The organism is Nostoc sp. FACHB-152, from assembly GCF_014697475.1.
Taxonomy (GTDB): Bacteria; Cyanobacteriota; Cyanobacteriia; order Cyanobacteriales; family Nostocaceae; genus Nostoc_B.
In genome coordinates, this window is sequence record NZ_JACJRV010000023.1 from 45,782 (window position 1) to 70,646 (window position 24,865).

The window sequence follows — 24,865 nt, forward strand, 5'->3', positions numbered from 1 at the left end:
AGCCTACTCTCGCATCAATTATTTTTGTCTTTTCTCTGCATCAAATTCTTTTGGCGATTTAAAGCTTGCTTCTGTTTCTGCGCTCGATTATGAATCAAATTAAAAGCAGCTTCTCCAGTATTTTGTTGATGAAAATGCTCTGATAATTTGCTAATTGTTGGGTATTGAAATAGTTCTACAACCGATAACTCGCGTCCAAAACTTTCGCGTATTTCGTTATGCAACTGCACAATCAGTAAGGAATTACCACCAAGGTCAAAGAAATTGTCATGAATACCAATTTTATCTACCTGCAATATCTCTTGCCAAATCGCTGCAATTCTTTGTTCAACTTGAGTTTGCGGAGGTACATAAGCAATGCCCAAATCAACACGAGAATTTTCTGGGTGTGGGAGAGATCGCTTATCAATTTTACCATTAGGTAGTAAAGGTAACTTATCTAATAATACATAGCTGCTAGGCAACATATAAACGGGTAATTTTTCCTTCAAAAAACCGCGTAATTGAGGTATTAACTTTTGAGGATCTGTAGGTTGCGATCGCAGATTGCCGTATTCTTGCCAAGGTCGGATATTTTCTATTACTTGTAATTCTGCAAAAGTCGTTATTTTATCATCAGCAGTAGTCTGAGTTTGCTGTTTAAATATTACATCATAACAACCGTTTGCACCCGCATCAGACCAAATAATTTCTACAGCGTATGGTATTTCTTGACTTAGTTGCCAGAGGTCTTCAGGTTCTAATCCCTGGGTAGGAGAATCTAGAAAAGTTTTTTGCAGATTGCTAATTGTTTGTGATGATTCAGCCGTTACCATCCATTGCAAAATTTGAATTTCTTTGAATAAACGCGGATTAGAAACTTTCTCTACTCTGCAATATTCTGGCTCTCTATCTACAAGCAACTGACGAATTTCAGCTATATTTAATTGCTCTTCCTGCCAATCTATAGAAGGTATGTTTTGTATTGTTTCAACGGGAGTATCTACATAGAGAATAACATCGTATTTAAACTTAGTTAACTCGTTATTATATCGACCCCCCTTGAGTTGAATTTGTACATGACTAATTTGAGGGATATGTTGCTTAATAGCCGTAAATAAAGCTGGGTCAATCACTAGTTCATTATCAGCAGCAAGATAATCCTGGACTCGTTGCTTAAACTTGTCTACAGTCAGAGAATCGGGTGCGCGATGTAGTTGCACAGAGGCATGAAAAGCTGCTAAAAGTGGTAAACTGCGAACGCCACCAATAAAAATTTGACCCCCAGATTTAACGAGATTAACTACCTTTTTCAAAACATCGACTAAATAATCAATGCTAGGAAAATTCTGAATAATTTCATTGAGAATAACTGTGTCTATTTCTGGCGGTGCAATGTTCGTTAGGTCATGCGCCATTCCTTGTATCAGTTTGACCTTAGATAACAATTGTGGCTGGTTTTTGTCTAACTGCTGTTCCAGATATTGTAATGCTACCTCGGAAATATCCATCCCATTGTAATGTTCGCAATGAGGTGCAACTCTCGACAAAATTAAACCTGTACCGCAGCCAATTTCTAACACCTGCTGAGGTTGTAAAGCCAAAATTCGCTTGACAGTACAATCTACACTTTCGAGAATTTCTGACTCTGGTAATGGCTGTTCGGTGTAGCTACTTTTCCAAACTCTTAAATTAATTGAAGGGTCAGAGGGAGAAAATTCCCAACTATAAAATTGATCATAAACGGTTTGAATTTGGGACAAATATTCAACTTCTGCGGTTGTAGATATTTCGGTATCAAGATGAGGATGATTTTGCTTTGCAACTAAGTAAGCTACTAATCGCTGTTCGCCAGGAATATCTTCTCGCAGTAAAACAACAGCATCTTTTACCAGAGGGTTTTGTCGCAAAACTGACTCAATTTCCCCTAATTCCACGCGGAAACCACGGAACTTAATTTGGCTATCTAATCGTCCCAAGACTTCTAGATTACCATCAGGAAGATATTTAGCGCGATCGCCTGTTTTATATAGATAGTCTCCCGGTTGATGACTGAAGGGATTGGGTAGGAATCTTTCGGCGGTTAAATCAGGACGATTTAAATATCCTCGCGCCAACCCGACACCAGCAATGTATATTTCTCCAGGAATTCCCACAGGAACAGGTTGTAAGTTCTCATCCAACAGATAAATTTTTGTATTTTGTACCGGACGACCAATTGGTGTTTTCCTATTAGCAGAATTTTCTAGATTAAAATCATACAGAGTAGTGCAAATCGTGGCTTCTGTAGGGCCATAACCATTGATAATTTGCAATCCCGGAATTTGCTTTTGGATTGAAATTAATAGATTTTCAGGTATAGGTTCTACACCTACAAGTAACCTCTGCAAGGCTAGTTTTTGTGACTTTCCTGACAACCAATCAGAAAGTGCTTGAAGATGAAAAGGAGGGACATAAGCACTCTTGATTTGATGAACCTCTAGCCAATTTGCAAAGTTGCTACCATCAGAACGGATAACTTCAGGAACAATATGTAGAGTTCCTCCTGCTAACAGTGCAGAAAATATTTCATACACCGAAACATCAAAATTGAGGCTTGTCCACAAACTACAAGCATCACCAGCTTGAATTTGCTGTCTATTTGTAAAATCTGCTAATAAATTAACTACTCCCGAATGATGACAGCAAACGCCTTTACTTTGTCCTGTAGAACCGGAGGTATATAGTACATAAGCAAGGTTAGAGGGTAAGGCTTGATTAATAGGATTTAGTTGGTTTTTTTGAGTATTTACCTGCCAAATATCGAGATAAACAACTGTAGCCTTACTATGTAAACCTAACTCTTGATACAGTTTTTCTTGAGTTAATAAAACCGCTACTTGAGTATCATGGAGCATAAACTCCAGACGCTCTTGAGGGTAGGTTGGATCTAGGGGTAGATATGCACCACTAGCTTTGAGAATTGCTAAAATCCCCACTATCATCTCTAAAGAGCGTTCTACACAAATTCCTACCAAAACTTCAGGTTTTACCCCTAGTTTTCGTAAGTGGTGCGCGAGTTTATTAGCTCGTTGATTCAGTTGATGATATGTGATTTTTTCTTGTTCAAATACGACTGCAAAAGTATCTGGTGTCTTGGCTACCTGCTCCTCAAATAACTCATGCAAGCATTTATTTTGCCAATTATTATTGTGAGTATGATTCCAATTAATCAGTAACTCTTGTTGTTCGGCTATCGTCAACATTGGCACGTTGGCGATAGTTTGTTCTGGATTTTGGACAATGCTTTCTAACAACGTTGTAAAATGCCCAATCATCCGATTAATAGTATCAGCATTAAACAAGTCTGTACTATACTCAATCCAACCAATCAGCCCTTGGGGAGTTTCTTCCATATCGAAACTCAAGTCAAGCTGTACTGTTCCCACATCCACAGTCAACCGAGTTAAAGTGATATCTGCGACTTGCAACGCTGGTAGTGGTGTATTGTGCAGCGCAAACCACACTTGGAATAGGGGATGTCTACTCAAGTCTCGTTCTGGTTGTATCGCTTCTACTAGTTGGTCAAAAGGTAAATCTTGATGAGAGTATGCGCCTAAGGTGACTTCCCGAATTTGCTTGAGTAATTGTGTAAATGTTGGATTTCCACTGAGATTTGTTCGCAACGCCAATGTATTGACGAAGCAGCCAATTAGTGGTTGTACGTCTTTATGGTTGCGGTTAGCAACAGGTGAACCAACTAAAATATCCGACTGACCGCTATAACGATAGAGTAAAAGTTTAAACCCTGCTAAGAGCGTCATAAATAATGTTACTCCCTCTTGGCGTGAGAGGGTTTTCAAGGCTTCGGTTAAAGACTTGGATAAGGCAAATTCTCGCTTGTTACCGATAAAACTTTGGATTGGTGGGCGGGAATAATCTGTAGGTAAATCTAATATTGGCAAAGGTTTACTTAATTGCTGCTCCCAATATCTGAGTTGGGAGTTTAATACATCTCCTTGCAGCCAGTTGCGTTGCCAAACAGCAAAATCTGTGTATTGGATAGGAAGTTCAGTCAGTGCTGGGGGTTTTCCTGTCGAAAAGGCTTCATAAAATGCTGCAAGTTCTTGGAGAAAGACTCCCATAGACCAACCATCCGCAGCAATATGATGAATTGTCAGCAGTAGAATATGCTCTTTCGGATGGAGTCTGACGAGGGTACAGCGTAGTAAAGATCCACTGGTTAAATCAAAAGCTTGTCGTGCTTCTAAACGTATTAATCTGTCTAAAGCTGCTGTTTGCTCAGTTGTTTCTAACCTCTCTAAGTCAATTATCGGTATACTGACAGTCAAACTAGGAGCAATAACTTGCAGAGCTTTTCCTCTTCTATTGGTAAAGCTAGTCCGTAATACTGCGTGACGTTGGATAATTGCATTCAAACTTTGTTCTAGTACAGCAAGGTTCACAGAGCCAGTTAATTTTGCCGCGATCGCCATATTATAAAATGGGTTACCTGGTTCTAACTGGTCAAAGAACCATAAACGTTGTTGAGCAAAGGAAAGAGGATATTCGTCAATATTAGTGTCAACTCGTGATATGGTCGGTAAGGCGATCGCTTTTTCCTCTTTGAGTTGTTCGCTTACCTGCATCGCCAATTGAGCAATACTAATACCATCGAGAAAATTCACTGCGGGTATTTGTACGCCAAAATTAGTTTCAATACAGTTCTGTAAATCAATTGCCATAATCGAATCTAACCCCAGAGTATTCAACGATTGCTGGGAGTTGAATTGTGATGGCTCTACTTTTAAAATCTGCGCTAACACCTGATGCAGATAAGCTTCTAAAAGTTGCTGATGATTTTCTGATTTTGCAGCTAGAAGCACCTCACGCCGCAAATCATCGTGATGATCAGACTCAAAATCAATACTTAATTTATCGTTTAAAATACTACTTTCAATTACTGCTAACTCACCCGCAAGAAACTGGACACGAGTTGCACGTCGCTGAATCTTACCACTAGAAGTTTTGGGTATACTTCCTGGTTTAATTAAAACTACTGCATAAACTTGTACTTCATGCTTTTCAGTAACCGCTTGACGAATTGCATTTACTACTTCTTCTAAATCCGGTTTGGCGCGAAATTCTAATTCTTGTACGATTACTAGCTTTTCTTCATTGTCAACTTCAACTGTAAATGCAGCACTAGCACTAGCACGTAAAGATGGATGACTGCGTTCAGAGGTTAATTCTATATCTTGTGGGTAAAGATTGCGCCCTCTAATGATAATTAAATCTTTAGCTCTACCTGTAATAAATAACTCTCCATCCTGCAAAAAGCCTAAATCTCCCGTCCGCAGGAAAGGCCCTTCTTTTGTATCTGCTAAAGAAGCGCGGAATGTCTCTTCTGTCTCTTCCTCCCGATGCCAATAACCTTGCCCAACACTCAATCCTGATACCCAAATTTCGCCAATTTCATCAGGTTGACAAGCCTTAAGCGTGTCTGGATTGGTAATGACTACTTTTTGTTGTGGGATGACTCGACCACAACTGACAAAATGAGATGCATTCTCATCTGCAACCGCTAATTCTACAACTCGATTGCATTCTAAGGCAGATTTCTCAATTGCTTTGACTAATGGTGCGGTAGCTTTATCTACACCTGAGACCATGAGGGTGGTTTCCGCCATGCCGTAACATGGATAGAACGCCTCTTTACGGAAGCCGCATTCTGCAAACGCTTCTGCAAACCTCTCCAAGGTTTCGTGACGAATCGGTTCAGCACCATTAAATGCTACACTCCAGCTACTCAGGTCAAGAGTTGCTTTTTGTTCAGGAGTGATTTTCTGCACGCATAAATCATAAGCAAAATTGGGGCCGCCACTGGTTGTCCCCTGATATTGCGAAATTGCCTGTAACCATCGATATGGACGTTGGAGGAAGGCAGCCGGAGGCATGATAATGCAAGGAAAACCCCCATATAAAGGTTGCAATATACCACCGATGAGACCCATATCATGGTACATAGGCAGCCACGTGACAAATTTACTATCTGCGGAATGCTCCATGAATTGGCAAGTGGTCTGAGCATTGTGCAGGAGGTTGTCGTGACTAATCATCACACCCTTGGGTGTACCTGTGGAACCGGAGGTATATTGCAGAAAAGCTAGGCTATCTCGATCAATATTGGGTTGTTGCCAACTATCTTCTAAGCCCTGTGTCAGATTATCAGTAGTGAGCCATTGCAATGATTTTGTGTCAGTCTTTGCTGTCATGAGAGACTGGACTGTTGAGAAAAGTTCCGTAGTTGTTAGGGCGATCGCTGCTTGTGCATCTGTGGCAATTGCCTTTATTCTTGGTGTATTGCGTTGATTTCTGGGAGGATATGCAGTTACCGCCACAACTCCTGCATATAAGCAACCAAAAAAGGCAATTAAAAAATCTAATCCAGCCGGATAAAGCAGTAAAGCCCGTTCGCCTGTTAAGCCCAATGCTTGTAACCGCGCTGCAACTCGACGTGCTAGCCGATCTAATTCTTGATAGGTTAGGGTTGCTTGCTCTGTTTCCCCATCTAACAAAAATGTAAAAGCATCTCGATTTGGTTGGGTAGAACTTCTCAAACGCAAGAGTTCCACAACAGTAAAACAGCTAGGATGGCTTTGAACAGAGGAATGGCTGTGTTGACTCATTTTTATTTTCAACAGATGCACTTAATAAACTGCTGGTTTTCGCTCTCACCAAGAAAAATCGGTCATCAATCCTGAATATCTAGGCAAATTGCAACCGTAATAAAAATAAACTTGCAATTACTGAATTTGCATTTGTTTGTTTACTTAGCTGTAGGTCTTGACCATTGATGATTAGTTTAGCCAACCACCGCTTATACCGAAATTAGAAGGCTGATGCTCATTTATGCAATTAATTCTCAATATTATTGAGAGTTATTTTTATTTAGACTGAATTACTTTACCGAGAATTAATACTATTAAGCAATAGAATAGTAATGAGTAGATTTTATGAAAATTAAGTTTATGATAATTTTTTAATATATGTTTAGATATGACCAAGTCCTGTTGAGACAGGGTGTAGAGGGTAGGAGGTAATAAAGACAGCACCATCTGGAGCTTGGAACCAACAGATGGTGCTATCGTCTTGACTCATACGGGGCTTGTATCCCAAGGGTGGTTTAATACTCTCTCTTCCCCTACACTCCACATCCGACACCCTATTTTTAACAACAGGCGATCGCTAAATTTCTATTTTTCACCATTAAACTGTGCGTATTCAGCATCATGGTCGGGTAAAATTTTCTCCACATCCCGCAGTTGGGTAATATAAAATCCAGCACACCCAACCAATAACATACACACAGCACAGATAACATATAGCAGTGCGATCGCCGCGCCTGTGTTAGTGCCAAATATTTCTCCAAAAATCCCAGCAAAACCATTGCCTGTGGCTAATGCAGGGGCAAATATATTATCTGCTAAAGGCCCGGCGATCAGATAAGCTGTTGCTGATCCACATTGCATAACTAGTGAATGGGCTGCAAATACCCGTCCCTGAACGTTGGGATCAACTTTAGCTAACCAAATGGCGTTATCAGAACTCCCTTTGAAAGGGAAATTAAAAGAAGAGCAAAACTGTGCAGGTATCCAAGTCCAAGGCGTTCGACCCAAACCAAAGACAATTTTACTTAATCCTGCGCCAATCATCCCCAATAACACCCCATTGATTTTCTTTTTAAAACCACCCCAGGTACTAACAATAATTGCTCCGGTGACACCGCCAAAACCAGCCGCAGCCGCTAAACTGCCCAAAATCACAGTATCATTACCGGTTCTAGATAAAATCATCGCTGAATAAAGGGAATCCCCAATATCATGAGCAAACTGAAACAAAAAGGTGATTGTTAAAAGCGCAAGTAAGCTTTTACGAACTAAAATATAGCGCAGCCCAAATCCTAAACCTTGCCAGATATGGGTGGGATTTTGATGTTCGTTAGTTTTTGGTGGCTTAGGGATGTGAGCATACAATAAACTACTAATAGCGATCGCAAAGGTAGAAATATCAATCAGCCAAATTCCCAATAAACCAATAATTTGATAAAGATATCCTGCTAAGGCGGGAGCAATAATATTACTTCCATAACCTGACACAAATTCAAGACTGCTAACCCTGGTGTAATGTTTTTTAGGGACTAACAATGATACTGATGCAGAGTAGGCTAAAGATTGGAATTGATTGAATGTCCCGACTATCGCACTACTAAGATAGAGATGCCAAATTTGCAAATGATTGGTGAGATACAACAGCATCATTGTGACTGTCATTACGACTGCTACTGTATCACCCATCATCATTAGTAATTTGCGATTGAAACGGTCAATAATTGCACCACTGATGGAAGCGATCACTATACTAGGCAGCAAGCCAAAAAAGCCCACTAGAGTTAGAGTTGTTGCCTTACCTGTAATTTCCCATGCCCAAATTGCGATCGCAAAGCTACTCATACTACTACCAATGGTAGAAACCATTTGCCCTGCCCAGATCGTCAAAAAATTACGCATACTGCTGTGATTTGATGATTGTGACATTTAATTTCCTGTTACCGTAGTTATGGCAGCATTAAAGGCGATCGCAAAGTCTATTCTAAGGAAAATTACTTGGTGTTTCTCAATTTATATAGCTTTTAATCAACAGATATTTTTTTCACTTACTCCCCCAAACCTATCCCCACGAGTAGTTTAGAAATCAAATAGGATTGTAGTGAATTAAGATTCAGGATTTTCTTGGTTCATGACAGAAGGAATACAGCCACAAAAAGCAGATTCCAACTGTTTAGGAAGTATGTCCCAATTAACTGCTCCCTGACTATCATTAATATACATCTGCATAAATTCTAGTAATGCGGAGGCGTTTTCCTCTTCAGCAGGTAAATCAACCAGCATATATGTTGGCTTATCTGGGTGAGAAACAGCAACAACACAACCACGACAATTCCACAAACATTCTACAGGCTGAATTTTTAATTCTTCTGTTGGAAATTTATCAGTTGATAAAGTAGTTATTTTGTCAAGTAAAATACTGCCCTCATAAGGCTGATTTTCTGCTAATTCTTGTGATGAATGGTTACAGGATGTGCAAACGAATAGAGTATATTTAGACATAAGTTTAGGTAGGTAAAAGCAATAGTGAAGGTAATTGTTCTAATATTAAATAACTAGCTATAGGCGCGCCTATTACATCACTCCAGAGGGTGTAGTCCACAAAGTAAACTCTGCCTTCTTTCCATGCTCTTGAGTTGTGCAATATAGGACTTGCAGCCCATTTTTGCTTTAATTGTTGGAAGGGAACGGTGTAAGCTGATTTACCATTCCAATTGTCTATCCAGGTATTAATAATGATAATATCTGCATCTATTTGGCCCAAAGTTTCCAGATTAATTTGCGGTCTTAATCCTAGTTTTTGGACTAAATCTGGCAGAAATACAGGTTGAAAACCTATTTTTTTCAGAAGTTCATTTGTCTTTCCTTGGGATATGACCTCTATGTAATCCATTGAGAGGCTGCAAGCAAGATTTAGCACTCGCGGATGGGTATTGACGAGAGGGGCTAATTGAGTACGGACTTGAGCTATTTTTTGCTGTTGTGAAGTAATGATTGAAGAAATATTTTTCTGACTATCCAGTGCTTTGGCAACAATTTTAATGTTGTCTTGCCAGTTCTGCTCACTATCTATTAAAACAGTGGGCGCGATCGCCGAGAATAACTGATTATCTTGATAATTTAAGCCTAGAATTAAATCTGGTTTAAGTAAAGTCAGCTTTTCTAGAGAGGGACTGGAACGATCTCCTAAATTAATCGGTTGACTAGTGACGAAATTACCCAGGTAGGGAATTTGTTGACTAGGGTTGTCGAATTGAGGCGATCGCACTAAATAGGCATCAGCGTAAGCAGCAGGCTGCACATCGAGTGCTAACACTAGACTCAGCATCTTAGGTTCGAGAACCGCGATTTTTTGAGGTTTACCACAAATCTTGGTTTTTCCTACTGCGTGTTCCACCACTCGACAATCAGCAGAGAGCGATCGCCCTTTTTCTAAACTCGTGTTTTGGGGACTACCACTATGACAAGCTGTAATTAAAAAGGCTGTCAGCAATACCCAGCCAATATATTTATATACGAGCGCGATCGCTTTGCAGCAAGTTTCCCAGAACATTGTGGATTCAATAAAAATCAAGGTTAGAACTGAATTGAAAACGATCCAATGACAGTAAAAGGTGCGCCAGGGTAGATTGTACTTCTGGCTTGAGATGTCTCATAATAAGTTTCGTTGAAAAGGTTGCGGAAATTTAGTGCTAACCTCCAGTTATCCTGTTTGTAAAAAATAGCTGAATCTGTTCGGAAATAGCTGGGCATAATGCTGGTATTTTCCAAATCGGCGTATCTATCTCCCACATAGTAAAGTCCCAAACCAAAGCCCAAACCTTTTAAATCACCACTTTGCAATTCATAGGTTGTCCACAAACTAGCCGCGTGTTCGGGTACATTATCGATGCGATTGCCAACAGGAATTGTATTGTCTTTTGAGGTAATGGCATCGGTGTAGGTGTAAGAAGCAATGATATTCCAACCTGGCACAATTTCGCCGCCAATGTCTAATTCAATACCTCTACTTCTCTGTTCTCCCACCTGTATGAAGATATTGGGATCGGGATTGTTGGGATCGTCTGTGACAACATTAGTTTTGGTAATTTCGTAGGCCGCTAGAGTTGCCGAAAGTTTTTCGCTAATATCTGCCTTAATACCAACTTCGTACTGCGTTCCTCTTGTTGGCTTAAAGGGTTCGTCTGGTGTTCCCCCCAAAAATCGATCTGGTTTAAACGATTGAGAATAACTAGCATAGAGAGAAATTGGTTGAACTGGTTGATAAACAATACCAACACGGGGGCTGAAAGCACTGAGAGATTCTTCAGTTGTTGTTTCTGCAAAACCTGTTTCTTTTCGTTGGAAGGCATCAAAGCGACCACCAATCAAGACCTTGAGATTATCTGCAAAAGTAATTTGATCTTGGAGGTAAATCCCTAAAGTATCTCTACGAGTTGTGTAAGCGAAAGTTTGTTCATCAGGTATATCAGGTAAATCAACATCATAATTAGGATTGAAAATGTCTAGCTGTATGGGGTCTGCCACATCGAATGAGGTATATTCCCAAGTGGTGCGTCTTAATTCCACGCCGATTAAAGGTTGATGGATAATCGCTCCTGTCTTGAACCGTCCGACTAATTCTGTTTGTAGGGTATAAATTTTTCGTGAGAAACTATCACGGCCTATATATATTGGGGCAAATTGGTTATCAACTGGGTCATTACCACCAATGGCAAAATCCCCTGCTAATCGACCAGAGACAAAAGAAAAAGCATTGCGAAGTTGCCAGTCTTTACTAAATTCATGCTCCAATCTATAGCCAACCCGCAAATTGCTATCCTCATAAACACTTTGTGGCAGACCGATGAAGCGACTAATGGGGATGGGAGCGGGACGATTGCCAATGGAAGGAAGTCCACGATCAAAGCGGTAACTATTGTTGAGATATTCAAGGTCGAAGGTTAATGAAGTGCGATCGCTGATATTCCAGGTAATTACAGGCGCAACAAATACACGGTCTGTAAAGTTGTAATCTCTAAAACTGCCAGCGTTTTGATAAGCCACATTCAGCCTATATAACACCGAACCATCATCTGTGAGTGGCCCAGAAATATCAAAACTAGGGCGATAGAAACTATAATTGCCGACATCAAATTCAGCCGAATAATAGGGAGTACTAAGGGGTTGTTTTGTGACAATATTGACAATTCCTCCTGGTTCAGCCTGACCAAATAGAACAGAAGCCGGCCCTTTAAGAACCTCAATGCGATCAATATTTGCTGTGTCTACCGAAGAGTAAAAGTCATTATCAGAAAATCCATTGCGGAAGTTGCCATCTTGATCAAAACCACGAATTCTATATCCACCGGCATCTGAGCCACCGAAGTTACCTTGTTTGCGTACACCACTGATGTTTTCTAATGCCTCTTGTACGCGCGTTGTCTTTTGGTCTTCTAAGATTCGACGCGGGATCACTTGAATCGAACCGGGAATATCTCGTAGAGGTGTATCGGTTTTAGTTGCAGTTGAGGCAGTCGGTACACGGTATCCGTCTTGCTCTCCTGTCACCACCAATTCAATCGGTTCATCCTGCTGTGCGGCGGGTTCTTCTGGAGGTAGCTCAGTGGTTGGTTGTTCCTCTGCTTGTGGTGTTTGGGGCGGTTGTGCTGCTGTTGTTGGTGATGCTACTTCAAAAATCAACCCTGCATTATCATCAAATAACTCAATTGCAGGTAAAGATTTCTCACCTACCACCGTTAACCGTACAGTGGTTGCGTCAACATTCGCAACTGTTATCTCTGTAATTCCTGGTATTGGTTTCTCTGAGCGATATGTAAAACTGTCCCCATTCGGCAATTGCAACTGCCCACCAGTAATATCTGCAATAAAATTATTCCCTGTACTGCGATTGGTAACTTGGAGTTTTTCCCCTTGGCTGGTTTCTAAAATGACCTCTAGCCCTTTGTCGGTAGAATTTGCTTTTACTCCTGTAATTATGACTATGACAGTATTTCCTTGGTTTGGTGTCTGTACCAAAGTATCAGCATTCTTGGCAGGAATTTCGATGTCACTCAGTTGAGAAATATTTTTACTGATTTTATCCTTTTCTAATTGATCAGCTTTGGCTGGAGTTGAGAGTAAAACAGCGATGGTAGTAAAGCTAGCTACCAAGGGTATTGCACTTGTTAGTAGCACGCTTGGAGATAATTTATATGACTTCATTTTTGCTCTTTGGATTCTTGCCAATAGGCTGCGGCAATTGTTTGTTATTTGAAAGTATTTATCAAGTTGATAGGTTAATGGTAATAGCTGCACGCATCAACCTTTTTTATCTTCCGATCAGGGAAAGATGGCACATATTTTCAATTTGTGAAATAAGGTACGTTTCGCCTGATACTAATCACACTAGTAAAACTGTTTATGTACATCTTAATGTTTATAGGTTTTAGAGGTTGGATGACAAAACTTACATGAATGCTGATCAAGTTCTAAGCATCACTTTTATATTTGCGACTTTAAATCATTAAACCTGCCATTTAAAGATGGGATTATCGCTAACTATTCTCATTATGAATATTACACGATAATATCTTTTAAATCAATCTTAGTTAAAGATAAACTTGATACATTTTTGAAAGCTAGAGTTTTTGCAGGAAACATATTACTGTGAAGCAGTCGTATGGTAGAAAATAAAATAGTGATTCTCAAAGTAGAATGCGATCGCCTGGAACGATAAGAATACTTAGCCCTGAAAAAAGAAGCTTCAACTCCTAATTTAGGCTTAACTTTTCGGTATCCTAATACTGTTAAATTTGCATTTGTAATGTATATTTTTTGAAATAAAAAACTATAACGACCCTTGAGAGGTATTATGCTTGGGGTTATTATCAAAAATTAATTTAATGTGTTTAGATCAGCGTTTATTGATCATTCTGTACTAAAGAAATAACTGTATAAATTAAGCAGCTAGATACTTTATTGCTAATAACTTTTTCTTGTCTTCCTCCCTATTGGTATACACATTGGTGTTCCTACAACTGGGTCAGCAACAACACGGCACTCTAATCCAAAAACCTCTTTTAGCATCTCTTCAGTCATTACTTGCTTCGGTTCGCCAGCAGTAAAAATCCGGCCTTCCTTGACAGCAACCAGATAATCCGCATAACGACAAGCTTGATTTAAATCATGTAGCACCATCACAATGGTTCTGTCCTGAGTTTGGTTCAACTCATACAACAAATCCAACACTTCTATTTGATGCGCCAAATCTAAAAAAGTAGTCGGCTCATCCAAGAGTAAAATATCTGTATCCTGTGCCAATGCCATTGCAATCCAAGCTCGTTGTCGCTGTCCACCAGATAAGGTATCTAATGCTCTATCTGCCAACTCCAATAAATCTGTAATTAAGAGTGCCTGTTGAACAATTTTTTCATCTTTGGCAGACCATTGCTGCAACCAATTTTGATAGGGATAACGGCCTTGCGCTACCAAATCTCGTACTGTTAACCCTTCTGGTGCAACTGGACTTTGCGGTAAGATGCTTAACTGTTGGGCTAATTCTTTGGTGGAAAGCTTTAAAATAGACTCTCCATCAAGATATACTGCACCGCCATAGGGTTTGAGCAATCTTGCTAAACCTCGCAACAAAGTTGATTTACCGCAACCATTAGCACCAACTAAAGCACTAATTTGTCCAGTTGGGATTGCCACATTCAAGTCACGAATGATTAGCACACCATCGTAAGCTAAACTCAGTCCTTTGGTTGATAGTCCTTTCATAGTTAATATTTTCCAGATTTATTTTTTGCGGTTACTAATTAACAAATAGAGAAAATAAGGAGCGCCAACAGCAGCAGTCACCACCCCACAGGGAATCTCGATAGGTGCAAACAAAATTCGTCCTAACAAATCTGCGACGACAACAATAAATCCACCCAACAGTGCGGCAGTGGGAATCAACCCTTCATGGTTGGAGCCTACTAACTGTCTTCCTATATGCGGTGCAATTAAACCCACAAAGCCAATCATTCCAGCTGTGGCGACTGATGCACCTGCTAAGGCTACACCTACCAACACAAGTAAACCACGTAGCCATTCCACATTAGTACCTAAACCTTTGGCAACATCATCTCCCAAATTTAAAGTGTTCAAATGCCTTGCTAATATCAATGCTATCGGCATAAAAACTATCAACCAAGGCAATAAAGATAAAACTTGATCCCAGGTGCGTCCGTAAATACTACCAGCTAACCACACCAAAGCATCAGTGACACTATAAATTTCGCCAAAGGTAATCAACAAGCTGGTAAAAGCACTGGCGATCGCAGACAAACCCAAGCCCATTAAAATGAACAGAACAGGAGAACTACCATTATTCCAAGCGAGCAAGTAAATTAAAGTAGCCATCAATAAAGCACCAGCAAAGGCTGATAGAGGCAAGGTGTAAATTGGTGCGGAAGGAAATAAGATAATTACTGCTACTGCTGCTAAACTCGCCCCAGCATTGATGCCAATAATACCGGGATCGGCTAATGGGTTACGTGTAATGCCTTGAAAGATAGTGCCAGAAATAGCCAGTGCCATCCCTACCATGAAAGCAACAAGGGTACGGGGTAGGCGTAGATTGTAAATCACGAAAGCATGATCCCGGTTGCCTGTATCTATCCCTAATACAGTTTTGACAATATCTAAGGACGAGATAGGATATTCACCCCGTCCGATATTCATCACCATTGCCACCACAATGACTCCTGCGAAACATAGCAGCATGAGTAGTACGCGTTTGTCTATCCGAAAAGATAGCGTTGGGTTACGGATGACTAGCCAATCAACCTTCATTTTCTCACCTTTGACTTAGCTAGATATACAAAGAAGGGTGCGCCTACAAGTGCGGTCATCACACCTACAGGCAATTCCTGAGGTTTGAGTAATACACGCGCAACAATATCTGCAATTAAGACTAAAACTGCCCCCACAATTGCGGAATAAGGCAAAATCCAACGGTAATCAGCTTTAATAAAAAATCTCACCATGTGAGGAACTACCAAACCAATAAAACCGATTGGACCTGCAAGAGCTACTGAACTTCCCGCCAGTAAAACGACGCTGATAGCAGTAATTATTTTTATCCAAGCTATTTGTTGGCCTAAACCTTTTGCCACATCTTCACCGAGACTCATGGTGGTAATTTGTCTACCAAGGGCAAAAGCAACTATTAATCCTATAACAACGAAAGGCAGAACTTGTAAGAGTATATTGATATCGCGCCCAGACAATGAACCAGCTAACCAAAATCTAATTTCATTTAATGTCTTTTGACTAACGATAAGGATAGCAGTGGTGAGAGAAGAAATTAGAGCCGTGAGAGCAGCACCAGCCACTGTCAGATTGAGTGGGGTAGCTCCTCCTTTTCCCAAAGAGCCTAGACAATAGACTAACATCGCGGTGGCTCCTGCACCTACAAAGGCCACAAGTGTTAAAACACTAACCGACGAACTGCCAAAAACAAATATTGTTACAACTACAGCCAGTGCTGCGCCTGACTCAATACCTAAAATACCTGGATCTGCTAAGGGGTTGCGCGTCAAACCTTGCATTAAAGCTCCAGCAACCGCTAAGGCTGATCCGACAAAAACAGCAATGAGCGATCGCGGTAATCTCACCGTCTGAATTACCAAATGATTATAGGAACTGTCAAAGCTAACAAAGGATGCCAGAATCTCATCAAGAGATATTTCTGCTGCACCGAGAGTGACGCTGTAGACTAACACGATTAGCAAAAGAATTAGCCCAAAAATCAGACCTACTAAAGGTGATATTTGTGGCTTTTTTATGCGTCTAGGTAACGTTGTCGTTGCTTTTGCCATTCTCTTTGTGTTGCATCAAAAAATTATTTTCTGCCCTCTAATTTGCCAGAGTGTAAGGTGCTGAATTTACTACACATATTCCACTCTCTACTCTTTTATAAGACTGTACGCTCCTCCAAGTGGGCTGTAATTTCCTGCCGGGTTCGCCAAACCGGACGTAATTGTTGACGTGCAAAAAGTGGCAGTTGATCGCTAACATGGGATGAATTAGGTTGAGAAGCATTACCATAGCTGGTGAGAGCCTTTGCTTTGACTGGCTGGGAAAACTCCACAGCAGCAACGTAAGAGTCACCTCCAATTGCTTGAAAGCGTCCATCACCTGTGGGAGCAAAATCCACTACCCGGAAAATACCTTGATCACCATCGCCACCATTAGCTGGCAAATCTAGATTGCCATACTGTAATCGGAAAACATCACCCCAAGCTACATCTAGCCTTCCATAAGTCTTCTCTACTTTTGCTGCCACATCTGATAGGATTTTGACTGCACTCTCAGGGTTAGCTAAACCGTCGGGTGTTGTGCGTGGTAATTTTTCTTGCCAAGGAGTGCTAAACGTTTTATCTAAATCTAGATTGTCAACCCAGAAGCTAAACAGTACAGCACCTTTGCTATTTGCATTTGCCTGCCGATCCCATACAACTAGAACATCGGCGGCGCGATGTGCTAATTCATCTTGGGATTTTTGTGCAGCCCCAATCAAATCATCGAGAATTCTGTCTGCCAACTCCATCTGTGTAGAATGTTTGTATATAATCATTTCCTCAAAGGAAATACTTTCATCTTCAGCTAACATCTTGGCAGAACTCTGCGCCCGAAAATCCATTGGCCCCCGTGGTGCCATATATGCTGGATAATTTTCAGCTTTGATGGCAGTGGGAAATGTTGTAGTCCAAGGTGGGTCATTGGCATTTTGCAACCAACCACTAGCTGGGTCAATAACTTTGGGCAAATCTTGGTAAGGGTGAGTTTTAGTCCATAAAGTTTTGGATGTATCACCAGGAATAAGACCTTGCCAATATGCAAAGTCGCCCTGTTTACGTACAGGAACTAGGCCGTTGAATAGGTGCATAATATGTCCTTCCCGGTCAGCATACATAACAGTAAACATAGGAAGTTGCAAACTTTGCAAAGCTTTCTGGAATTGACTGAGATTTTTGGCTCTAGCCATATCCCACCATTGTTCTAAAACACCGGAACTGTTTTGACCAACGACACGCAGTGCTAAGACTTGGCCATCTTTCTGGCTGACTACAGGCCCGTGAACAGAACTTTTGACTGTAAATATTTGTTCACGCAAAGAGCCATTTTTTTGCTTGATTTTTAAGGGAAAGCTAGTTGTGTCAAAGGGGTGTACTTTGCCATCAAAGAGATAGCCGTCTTTTTGTAATTTCAGTTCGTAAGCATCCCAACCATCATGAGTATTGACGGTATGAGTCCAACCTAAGTTATCGTTAAATGCGATCGCTAATACAGGAATACCAACCAATGATGCCCCATAAGCATCGATTCCAGGTGCGGTGATTTGGGCTTCGTACCACAAAAATAAATCTCCCCACGGCAAATGAGGGTTAGCCAACAACATCGCCTTGCCACTTTCAGACCGTTTCGGGGCGATCGCCCAACCATTAGAGCCTGGGGCAGTTTTTGTGGGACTCATATCTACGACTCGTCCTGGATCAACGACAAAGCTAAATAGCAGTACTCGTTGCAGATGGCTGAGTACATCTTTCGGAGTGACAGGCAATACTACTTTGAACTCATCGTCAATTATATCGGGGTGCTTTTTGGCATAGGCATTAATTCCAGACGCAAAGGCATCTATATAGCTCCGAAATTCAGGGCTTTGTGCTTTATACCAAGTGCTAGCTCTTGTGGGTACGCTCATTGTCAGTACCCATTTGTCTGAATCTAAATATTCCTCTCCCCAATATTCGGCAGCCTTTCCCCGTGCTTGTCCATACAGACGCAACAACAAGTTTCCATGACTTTGCATTTGCGCCCACCCAAAAGCTTTAAAAGCACTTTGGGCATTACTACCGTAAATATGGGGTATGCCGTAGCTATCCCAAAGAATTTCTGTATTTTTGGGTGCAGAGCTTATACTTTGGCTACTCATGGCCAAAATAAATATGATGCTCACTAGAAAAGGTAAGAATCTCCTGAATTGTTTCTGCCAGCCCAAAGGACTATCAAGCTTAGTTTTAGCCGTAAAAAACATTTTATTTGCAGTAAAAAATTAAAAGCTGAGATCGCCCAGCAGATATCAGCAAAACCGCAGTCAGCGATCGTCACTACACTCAAGCCCAGCAGTGGCAAAGTGACTATGCCACTAGTGCTAAACAGTTTGCCCATTCCTATCTGCTAGTCCCCAAACAAGTTAAAAACCCCCTGTTAAACTAACCGTTATTTTGAAAATAATGAAATATATTCGCAATAAACATTAAAATAAAATGGAACTGATGTCAAGTTTAGTCAGCCTCCAATGTTACAGGTTAAAATTGTGGGCCATTATTTTTGTTTGTCAGTATAAGTTGTTTTGTGATTTACAGCTAAAATTTGAAGCTAGAACTAACAAAAAATATTATCAATAAAGTTTTTAGCTGTACTACAATATTTAGTAAAATCAAAGTTTTAGAATTTAGTTTGAATTATTAATTAAAAAGAGTGGTAAATTCGGCTTGCATTCCCACTGGATACCACCGCATCATCTGGGCCAACGCCACAACCTCGCCCAAGGAGCGTGAACACAGTTTCCCTGACATTGCCAGCACGATCAACTGTCGCCGCGCCCCTCAAACCATGTGCTGATAAATGAACGAGTCATCGTCATTATCAGCCGCAGACAACAATGCGATATTAGCCTACGTTGCAATATCCTGACTCCGCAGCAATCCGACCCAGTAATGAAGTATGTAATATCATGTCCGGCTAATCAGTTGTGATTCGATAGATCTGTGCAGAAACGACAAAACCTTCTCCCCTGCGGTCTTAATGATCAGTATTTAACCGGACACGATATAAGTGGTTACTCAAATTAATTCTGTAATTTCCTGACGTAACAGCTTAGGATAGAGATTCCAGTCTCATACTCGTAAGTCTATTTCTATGTCTGCTACGCCATCTATTTCTCAGCTTGACTCACCCGCCCCTAAAACTTTAGAACTACCTCCTCTACTCGGTGCTTCTGTTAGCGAGTTAACTGCTTGGGTGCAGCAGCAAGGGCAACCGGCTTATCGAGGTAAACAGTTACATGATTGGATCTATCATAAGCAGGTGCGATCGCTTGGTGATATTTCTGTGTTTCCCAAACAATGGCGGGCGCAAATCGCAGATATTCCCATTGGACGCTCTATCATACACTATCGCAAAGCTGCACCAGATGGTACAGTCAAATATTTACTGCAACTAGCTGATGAACAGATTATTGAAACTGTGGGTATTCCCGCAGATAAGCGATTAACTGTATGCGTTTCTACCCAAGTGGGTTGTCCAATGGCTTGCGATTTCTGTGCCACTGGTAAAGGTGGTTATAAACGCAACCTCGCCCGTCATGAAATCATTGATCAGGTTTTAACTGTTCAAGAGGATTTTCAGGAAAGAGTTAGTAATGTGGTGTTTATGGGTCTAGGTGAACCGTTGCTGAATGTAGATAATGTCCTAGCAGCCCTGACATCGTTAAATCAGGATGTCGGTATTGGACAACGAATGCTAACTGTTTCTACAGTAGGAATTCGCGATCGCATTCGTCAATTTGCCGAACATCATTTACAAGTGACTTTGGCGGTGAGTCTCCACGCCCCCAACCAAGCACTACGAGAAAAGCTTATCCCTAGCGCCCGCCCCTATCCTTTAGAAGATTTACTAGCTGAATGTCGGGAGTATGTAGCCATTACAGGCCGCCGTGTCTCCTTTGAATATATCTTGCTGGCTGGTGTCAATGATCTACCAGAACACGCTTTAGAACTAGCGCAACGTCTGCGCGGATTTCAAAATCACGTTAACTTAATTCCCTATAACCCTATTCAAGAAGTAGATTACAAACGCCCTAGCCGCGATCGCATTCAAGCTTTTGTCAACGTTCTCCAACAACAAAAAATTGCTGTTAGTGTTCGTTATTCTCGTGGTTTAGAAGCTGATGCAGCTTGTGGACAATTAAGAATGAATAAAAAGTCAACTGAAGTATAAAGAATGAAATTAATTGCGAATTGATTTTATTCTTATCTTTTACTTAGTTGAATTCCAGGGGCGTAAGCTTCAATTACTTTACCAGTACGCGTGCAGCTAATCATCAAGTAATCACAACTTGAGCATTGTGTGCGTGTTAATTCACTATCCAAAATATAATAACGCTCTGCTTTACTACCACAATTTGGGCAGTGAATTGTTTGTACTGTCTGCATTTTAAAACCCCTGGAAGTAACTATTTTTTGCTTGGTAGGATTGTTGATTTCACCTGAAAAAATTGGTTTTAACAAACATAAATAGTAGCCAAAATATTGGCTATAAATGTTTAATAAAACTTTAGATAATAAACTTTTGCTATGGCTATATTAATTATCTTAATTACTATGTGACTTTACCATCCCACTTTAGATATATAAATTTATTATTGTGTAGGTTGCACTTAGAAATGGGATGATCCCTGTAATTAAAACTTTGAGAGAGCTTTAGTTAGAGGCAGGCCAAACCATAACAGAGTTATTATTGTATTCAAAAGTTAATTACAGATGATTACTGTATCTTTGGTAACAAAATAGCAGGTTTAAACTTTACTTAAGGTTTAGGATAGCGATAGATACTTCTGATAGATGCGTAGTCAATGGGTAAATCAAGACTTCCAGGGTCATGATTTTAATGAATTCATCCAGAAAAAGGCAACAGGCAATAGGCAATAGCAAAGAAGACAGGTAACAATGTACTTGTTTTTTTCAAAAATCAAATACAAGTTCTAGATAACTTCTTTTTGTAAGCAAAAATTATTGTTTTATCGAATTATCTGGCGAAATTGGCAGTAAAGGTAGCTTAATAGTAAACGTAGCTCCTTGTCCTTCACCGCAGCTAGCAGCTTGAATCGTACCACCATGTAGTTCTACTAAATGACGAGCGATCGCCAAACCCAAACCTAAACCACCTTTTTTGGTATTACGATTATCTTGACGGTAACGTTCAAATACATAGGGTAAAAATTCTGGGCTAATACCAATACCTGTATCACTCACTGTGATTTCAACATCATTGTCATGACGTAATAGTTTAACTTCTATTTGTCCTCCTGCTGGGGTGAACTTAATCGCGTTGGAGAGTAAATTGGCTAAAATTTGCAGCAAGCGATCGCTATCACCAGTTATCAGTGGTATTGATTGATCAATTGCAGATCCAAGATGAATATTTTTCGCATTGGCTTCTGGATAAGCAACCTCGATGGCTGCGCCTACAAGTACTGCCAAATTAACTTGTCTCAACTCTAAATTTAACTTGCCCTGCAAAATCCGAGACATATTCAGCAAGTCTTCTAGAAGTTTTGCCTGAGATTGGGCGCTCCGTTCAATGGTATCAAGGGCGCGCAGAAAACCTTCTTTATCAAACTCCCTCATCCGCAACAGTTGCGTCCATCCCAAAATGGCATTTAAAGGTGATCGCAAATCGTGAGATACCATCGTCACAAACTCATCTTTGGTGCGGTTAGCAGCTTCAGCTTCCGCACGGGCGACTTGCTCTAGTTGCAATAGCTGTTGACGTTCTGTTTCTAATTGCTTGCGATCGTCAATATCTGTACTAGTACCATACCACCTAACGATATTTCCTTGTTCATCTCTAATGGGCAAGGCTCTAGCTAAATGCCAGCGATAGCTACCATCACGTTTTCTATACCTTAATTCTTGTTCATACGGTTCTCCTGTTTGCAGAGATGCCCGCCATTTTTGGATATATGGTTGAATATCATCAGGATGTAGGGCATTTCTCCAGCCTAATTGTTGAGCTTCTGCTAGTGTTTGTCCACTAAATTCATACCATCGTCGATTAATGTGTTCGCATTCTCCTTGAGCATTACTAATCCATACGAGTTGCGGCATGGCATCAGATAAATAGCGGTAGCGTTCCTCGCTCTCACGTAAAGCTGCTTCAGCAAGTTTGCGTTGGGTAAGATCCAACACAAAGCAGGCACTATAAACTTGCTGATCTGTGTCATCAATGCGAACAATGGCTAAAAGAATTGGTATACGCGTACCATCTTTGCGGAGATATTCTTTTTCAAAGGGAGTACAAGCTCCAGAAGTTTGCAATTGTTGAATTTTCTGCTGGTCGAGAGATTGATATTCTGGTGGTGTGATCACATCCCAGCGCAAAGTTCCTGCGGCTAAGTCTGCACGAGTGTAATCTAACATTTCTAAAAAAGCATCATTGGCTTCATAGATGCAACCACTAGAATCACCGAAATAAATGCCAATAATGTTCGATTCTATGATTCTGCGGAATTTAGCTTCACTTGCGCGCAGAGTTGCTTCTTGATGTTTGCGTTCGCTAATATCTGTTGTACTGCCAACTGCTCTAATTATACTTCCGTTGCGATCGCGCGTGATCACTCCCTGATCTAGCACATACCGATACTCGTTATTTTTATGCCGAATTCTATACTCCACAGCATAGTAGTTATCCTCAGGAGAAATCATCTGGAAGTAATTAGTCAAATGCTCTTGATCTTGCGGATGAATTTTTTCACTCCACCACTGACTGCTTGGTTCTGCTTCTTGCAGGGAATAACCGAGAATTCGAGTTAGCCCTTCCGTTCGTTCTACAAAATCTGTGGTTACATCCCAATCATATATTAGACAGTTAACTGCTGCTGCCGCCTGTTGAAAACGCTCGTTGCTTAAGCGTAACTGTTCTTCTGTATGCTTGCGGGTGGTAATATCATAGCTTGTCCCCACAATCTGGCTTGGCAAACCATGATTATTTCTGGTGAATACAGTATCTCGGCTATAAAACCAACGCCATTCGCCACTGGCGTGTTGCATCCGATACTCAAATCCTCGAATTTCGCCATCCTGAATAGATGCCAATTCTTGCATATAAGCGTAAAAAAGCGGCAAATCCTCTGGATGCATTAACTTATTTAAGAATTGCACACCCAATTCTTGAGTTTGTTGAGGACTGTAACCAAGCAAGCTATGCACTTGACCATTCATATAAACATTTCGCCGTTCCACCACATCGTAGACATACAAAATTCCTGGAATTGTTTCGGCTATGCGTTCAATAAACTGTTGAGTTTCCCGCAAGCGTGCTTCACTTTGTTGCAGTTCTTTACGTAACTTGGCTTGAGCAACTGCTGAATGAATCGTAGAATGCAAACGTTCGGCTGTAGTCTGTCCTTTTACCAAATAGTCATGAACACCACTTTTGACAGCCTGAACAGCTATAGCTTCATTGCCATAGGCAGTCAACATTACCACGGCTGGCATTACTGGCTGTGCTAGTTTTTGTAATTCTGCCAGAAATTCCAATCCATCCATATCTGGCAGCACAAAATCTAATAAGATACAATCTATCGAAAATTGTCTATATAACTCTAAAGCGTTATCTCCTGTTTCCGATTCCAAAATGGTGTAATTGTACTCCTGGTCTTGCATGACATAACGACGATAAACCTCGTGGTCTTCTGGAGAATCGTCGATGATTAAAACGGTCAGTGGGTGCGCCATGACTACTTGCTTACAGCATCAGGAAGAATCACTATATCCAACTAATAAGTGATTAAACTTTGAACTGTTGCTACCAATCGGTTAATGTCGATTGGCTACAAAATATAGCTAGCAACAGAATATTGATAACATATTTCTATGTCTTTTGGGTGATAAAAAGTTGTCAATACAACCACAGGGATACTTTTAAAAGTATTATCCGGCTTGATTTGCTGAATAACTTCTCACCCATCAGTTCCAGGCAAATTGAGGTCGAGTAAAATAATGGCAGGGCGAGACGCAATTTTGGCATCTTCATCAGCCCCTGTAGAATAAAGAAATTCAAGAGCTTCATCCCCATAACTACAACCAAAGATAGGATTAACAACAACTTTATCGCCGTCTTCAATTACAAGCATTGGTTGAGCAATATTACTAATCATGGGCAATCAGATTATTGAAGACCTCGCTGAATTAAATGCGATCGCAATATACTGTGGGTAAAGGTCTAGGAATCGGAATTTCTAACTTTCATCTGTTCAATTCGGGCGCACAATAGATCTAAATTTCTATCCACAATCCTATTATGAGTAAGCAATTCTCATTTGTTTTGTCTGTATAGCTAAAACTGCTTTGGTATATTTTAGAAGCTCAATGTAGAGATATATCTTCAGAAATATGACTTTAGTTAGAGAATACTCAATTTGC

14 protein-coding genes are annotated in these 24,865 nt (G+C 40.6%); 1 reads left to right on the forward strand and 13 read right to left on the reverse strand.

Annotated elements, in window-relative coordinates:
* Window positions 1-14: 14 nt before the first annotated feature.
* The 10 genes from H6G76_RS17495 to H6G76_RS17540 form a co-directional block, all read right to left on the reverse strand.
* On the reverse strand, window positions 15-6,647 hold the full coding sequence (locus tag H6G76_RS17495) for a non-ribosomal peptide synthetase (RefSeq protein ID WP_190703094.1): 6,633 nt from the start codon (window positions 6,645-6,647) through the stop codon (window positions 15-17).
* Between the two features lie 567 nt (window positions 6,648-7,214).
* The gene (locus H6G76_RS17500) at window positions 7,215-8,555 is read right to left on the reverse strand and encodes an MFS transporter (protein WP_242056438.1); all 1,341 of its coding nucleotides are present in this window, start codon (window positions 8,553-8,555) and stop codon (window positions 7,215-7,217) included.
* A 177-nt stretch (window positions 8,556-8,732) separates the two neighbouring features.
* A complete protein-coding gene (locus H6G76_RS17505) occupies window positions 8,733-9,128 on the reverse strand; it encodes a DUF1636 family protein (RefSeq protein ID WP_190703098.1) in 396 nt (131 codons plus the stop codon).
* A gap of 4 nt (window positions 9,129-9,132) precedes the next feature.
* Window positions 9,133-10,179, reverse strand: a complete 1,047-nt coding sequence (locus H6G76_RS17510; RefSeq protein ID WP_190703100.1) for an iron-siderophore ABC transporter substrate-binding protein — start codon at window positions 10,177-10,179, stop codon at window positions 9,133-9,135.
* Window positions 10,180-10,202: 23 nt separating this feature from the next.
* Window positions 10,203-12,830 carry a TonB-dependent siderophore receptor gene (locus H6G76_RS17515; protein ID WP_190703102.1) on the reverse strand — a complete coding sequence of 876 codons (2,628 nt, stop codon included), beginning with the start codon at window positions 12,828-12,830 and terminating at the stop codon, window positions 10,203-10,205.
* Between the two features lie 759 nt (window positions 12,831-13,589).
* On the reverse strand, window positions 13,590-14,387 hold the full coding sequence (locus H6G76_RS17520; protein ID WP_190703104.1) for an ABC transporter ATP-binding protein: 798 nt from the start codon (window positions 14,385-14,387) through the stop codon (window positions 13,590-13,592).
* An 18-nt stretch (window positions 14,388-14,405) separates the two neighbouring features.
* On the reverse strand, window positions 14,406-15,446 hold the full coding sequence (locus H6G76_RS17525; protein ID WP_190703106.1) for an iron ABC transporter permease: 1,041 nt from the start codon (window positions 15,444-15,446) through the stop codon (window positions 14,406-14,408).
* On the reverse strand, window positions 15,443-16,474 hold the full coding sequence (locus H6G76_RS17530; protein WP_190703108.1) for an iron ABC transporter permease: 1,032 nt from the start codon (window positions 16,472-16,474) through the stop codon (window positions 15,443-15,445). Before H6G76_RS17530 ends, H6G76_RS17525 begins: the two co-directional genes overlap by 4 nt.
* A gap of 95 nt (window positions 16,475-16,569) precedes the next feature.
* Window positions 16,570-18,591, reverse strand: coding sequence for an acylase (locus H6G76_RS17535; protein ID WP_242056439.1), 2,022 nt, complete (start codon window positions 18,589-18,591; stop codon window positions 16,570-16,572).
* A gap of 23 nt (window positions 18,592-18,614) precedes the next feature.
* Window positions 18,615-18,827 (reverse strand): hypothetical protein, encoded by a 213-nt coding sequence (locus tag H6G76_RS17540; RefSeq protein WP_190703175.1) that lies wholly within the window; start codon window positions 18,825-18,827, stop codon window positions 18,615-18,617.
* Between the two features lie 753 nt (window positions 18,828-19,580).
* Here H6G76_RS17540 and rlmN point away from each other — a divergent pair.
* The gene (gene rlmN / locus H6G76_RS17545) at window positions 19,581-20,660 is read left to right on the forward strand and encodes a 23S rRNA (adenine(2503)-C(2))-methyltransferase RlmN (RefSeq protein WP_190703113.1); all 1,080 of its coding nucleotides are present in this window, start codon (window positions 19,581-19,583) and stop codon (window positions 20,658-20,660) included.
* Window positions 20,661-20,692: 32 nt separating this feature from the next.
* Here the strand turns inward: rlmN and H6G76_RS37110 are convergent, their stop codons facing one another.
* The 3 genes from H6G76_RS37110 to H6G76_RS38050 form a co-directional block, all read right to left on the reverse strand.
* Window positions 20,693-20,875 (reverse strand): replication restart DNA helicase PriA, encoded by a 183-nt coding sequence (locus tag H6G76_RS37110; protein ID WP_242056440.1) that lies wholly within the window; start codon window positions 20,873-20,875, stop codon window positions 20,693-20,695.
* 576 nt (window positions 20,876-21,451) lie between these two features.
* A complete protein-coding gene (locus H6G76_RS17550) occupies window positions 21,452-24,178 on the reverse strand; it encodes a PAS domain-containing protein (RefSeq protein WP_190703116.1) in 2,727 nt (908 codons plus the stop codon).
* A gap of 224 nt (window positions 24,179-24,402) precedes the next feature.
* Window positions 24,403-24,600, reverse strand: coding sequence for a hypothetical protein (locus H6G76_RS38050; RefSeq protein ID WP_313934788.1), 198 nt, complete (start codon window positions 24,598-24,600; stop codon window positions 24,403-24,405).
* Between the last annotated feature and the right edge of the window lie 265 nt (window positions 24,601-24,865).

Bases quoted from the DNA above. Each gene is read 5' to 3' on its own strand.
- H6G76_RS17495 (WP_190703094.1), bottom strand. From the start codon at position 6,647: ATGAGTCAACACAGCCATTCCTCTGTTCAAAGCCATCCTAGCTGTTTT.
- H6G76_RS17500 (WP_242056438.1), bottom strand. From the start codon at position 8,555: ATGTCACAATCATCAAATCACAGCAGTATGCGTAATTTTTTGACGATC.
- H6G76_RS17505 (WP_190703098.1), bottom strand. From the start codon at position 9,128: ATGTCTAAATATACTCTATTCGTTTGCACATCCTGTAACCATTCATCA.
- H6G76_RS17510 (WP_190703100.1), bottom strand. From the start codon at position 10,179: ATGTTCTGGGAAACTTGCTGCAAAGCGATCGCGCTCGTATATAAATAT.
- H6G76_RS17515 (WP_190703102.1), bottom strand. From the start codon at position 12,830: ATGAAGTCATATAAATTATCTCCAAGCGTGCTACTAACAAGTGCAATA.
- H6G76_RS17520 (WP_190703104.1), bottom strand. From the start codon at position 14,387: ATGAAAGGACTATCAACCAAAGGACTGAGTTTAGCTTACGATGGTGTG.
- H6G76_RS17525 (WP_190703106.1), bottom strand. From the start codon at position 15,446: ATGAAGGTTGATTGGCTAGTCATCCGTAACCCAACGCTATCTTTTCGG.
- H6G76_RS17530 (WP_190703108.1), bottom strand. From the start codon at position 16,474: ATGGCAAAAGCAACGACAACGTTACCTAGACGCATAAAAAAGCCACAA.
- H6G76_RS17535 (WP_242056439.1), bottom strand. From the start codon at position 18,591: ATGAGTAGCCAAAGTATAAGCTCTGCACCCAAAAATACAGAAATTCTT.
- H6G76_RS17540 (WP_190703175.1), bottom strand. From the start codon at position 18,827: ATGGGCAAACTGTTTAGCACTAGTGGCATAGTCACTTTGCCACTGCTG.
- rlmN (WP_190703113.1), top strand. From the start codon at position 19,581: ATGTCTGCTACGCCATCTATTTCTCAGCTTGACTCACCCGCCCCTAAA.
- H6G76_RS37110 (WP_242056440.1), bottom strand. From the start codon at position 20,875: ATGCAGACAGTACAAACAATTCACTGCCCAAATTGTGGTAGTAAAGCA.
- H6G76_RS17550 (WP_190703116.1), bottom strand. From the start codon at position 24,178: ATGGCGCACCCACTGACCGTTTTAATCATCGACGATTCTCCAGAAGAC.
- H6G76_RS38050 (WP_313934788.1), bottom strand. From the start codon at position 24,600: ATGATTAGTAATATTGCTCAACCAATGCTTGTAATTGAAGACGGCGAT.